The sequence below is a fragment of the Pseudomonas sp. GXM4 genome, assembly GCF_008923895.1.
Classification (GTDB): Bacteria; Pseudomonadota; Gammaproteobacteria; order Pseudomonadales; family Pseudomonadaceae; genus Aquipseudomonas; species Aquipseudomonas atacamensis.
The window spans coordinates 1-2,483 of the sequence record NZ_WBRZ01000445.1; the positions used below are offsets into that span (position 1 = coordinate 1).

General features: G+C 50.5%; 2 protein-coding genes. Both read left to right on the forward strand.

Features of this window, described 5'->3' with window-relative positions; all coding sequences use genetic code 11:
- Positions 1-1,882, forward strand: a 1,882-nt coding sequence (locus F8N49_RS27215; RefSeq protein WP_164568632.1) for a DUF637 domain-containing protein, incomplete at its 5' end; no start/stop codon positions are given.
- Positions 1,883-1,891: 9 nt separating this feature from the next.
- Positions 1,892-2,483 (forward strand): hypothetical protein (locus F8N49_RS27220; protein WP_151553271.1); only part of this gene is annotated, 592 nt, incomplete at its 3' end.

The following is a 2,483-nucleotide window of genomic DNA, read 5'->3' on the forward strand; positions in this document are numbered from 1 at the left end:
GTCCGTCAGCCAGACCATTGATGCGATGGTCAAGGCTGATCCGCAACTGGCGTGGTTGAAGGATGCGGAGGCTCGGGGAGATGTTGATTGGCGGCGCGTGAAGGAGATTCACGAGTCGTTTAAATACAGCAACTCGGGGCTTGGCCCGGCGTCCCAAATGATCATTGCGATCGTGATGGCTGCGGTTGTTGGACCGGCAGCTTTGACGGCGATGAGTGGGATGGGCACGTTCTGGGCGGCATCTTATGCTGCTGTAGCTACCGGAGCAGCGACAAATGCCGCCACCAGTTTTATCAATAACGGTGGCAACCTTGGCGCTGTATTCAAAGATGTAACGTCTTCTGATGCGCTGGCTGGCTATGTTATTTCAGGAGTAACTGCTGGCCTGACGGCGGGCTACTTCGACAGCATTCTCAAGACCACAACAAATCCGATAACCGGCCAAGTCATGACTGACTTGAGCAGTCTGGAAGGCATTGGCCGTTTCGCCGGTAACCAGCTGCTGCAGAACATGACTTCCACTGTTTTGGGCGCGACTTTCGGTCAGCACGCGGATTTCGGTAATGCGTTGACGGGCGCTCTGTTGAGTACTCTGAACGCGGCGGCATTCAATGCTGTAGGCGATTTTGCTGCTAAACAGGGCTGGAAAGACGGCAGTCTCGAAAAAATCGCATTGCACGCGGTTGTTGGAGGGTTGCTGACTGAAGCTGCGGGTGGCGATTTCAAAACGGGTGCATTGGCGGCGGGTGCAAATGAGGCTCTGGTTACACAGTTGGCGACGCTGGTCAAGAACGACAGCAACCTGTTGTCGATGTCCTCCCAACTAGTGGGTATCGCTGCGGCAGCCGTAAGCGACGGTAACCTTCAAGAGGGAGCGACTATTGCGAAGGACGCTACTAACTACAACTACCTTATGCACCACGAAATCGTGGAAATGCTGGATGAGCAAGCAAAATGCGCATCCGAGACGTGCAAAGCAGAAGTGCGAGAGCGTTATGCCAATCTGGATGAGCAGCGAAATGCGGAGTTGGGTAGCCTCTGTCAGAAAAACTTGAGTGCCTGCAAGCAGCTTTCGGATCAGCTCCTAGCCGATCAGCCAAAAATTCGCGAACTGGCAGAGCAGCTGAGGCTCAGTGGGGATATAGGTGCAGCTGCAAACGTAGGCTGGATCATTACGGAGAATAACCAAACTGCGCAAAACACGATCATCAGAGAGATTGTAGTTCAGCGTGATGGTGAAAGCGCCGCGTTTTGGGCAGATGCCGCAGGCGTAGCCGCAGATGTCGCGGGCGGTGGTAAACCGGGCGGTAGCAAAGGAACGACCAAAAACAGCGCTTCTCATTCACCAGATGTCGACGGTAATCTTGGTGGGTCTGGAGGCGTAAAGGGCGCGGGTGATATTGTTGTGCGCAGCGATGACGATTTCAGTGCCACCGTGAATGGAAACGGAAAACCGAAAGCGCATCTTAACGAAAATGGCGATTTAGTTCCGCCAAATATAGACGGGACCGGTAGCGTTCAATCACATGTACGCGGTGGTAACGCTGAAAACTCGCCGTATATTTCTGTTACCGACCCGAGCACAACGTCAAACCCAAAAGATTACGGTACGAACAAAATTGAGATTGACGTAAAAAGATTGCAACAGGACATTGATTCCGGTGTATTGCCAAACACTAAATTTTTGACAAATCAGGAAGTGACAACGGAGTTGCAGACGAAAGTCGATGCGGCGCGTGATAAATTTACGAACAATCCCACGCCAAAAAATCAAACCTCATTAGACAGAGCAGAGACAGATTTGGCAAACGCTGCGAGGGATGGGGAATGTTTGATCAAAGGTTGTGTTCCGGCTGACTACATTAAACCGGTGAAAAAATAGGTGAAGGCGATGGATCCCAAAACATACGAACTGCTCAATGGTATTCCGGAACACGCCGATTACGCTGTGGAGGCGGGTGACCTTGACCGAGAAGACATTTCAGAAGAAAGAATGGCCGCAGTGAGGCAACTGCTCAACAGTGGGAATGAAATGGAGCGTTTTCAGGCTTCTAAACTTCTCACCAGCTGGGGCGTCCATAACGGCTTGATAGTGCTGGAAGAATATATGCGTCGCCCAGAGATTATTGAGGGTATTTATACCCATAGACTCCATGGGTACGATGATACATATCGGCATATATTGATGGCAGTGACGATGTATTTCGCAAATGCCGCTGAGGTCAGTGGAAAGGAATTAGCGAGGCGTCAGGTATATGATGTGCTTTCAAAAATAATCGCTCTGGCCAACGAGAGGCCTTTTGAAATATCGGAAATATATTCTTTCGTGCATCGTGAAAAGTATTCAGAGTACCTACCGCTGCTGAAGCAGCATTTGATCGCAATGGTTGAACATCCGGAACTTCACCAGTGGAAAATCAAGGATGCCATTGGTTGGATAATGGAATTTGACGCTGATTTTGTCAGAGCCTTATTGTCTGAGA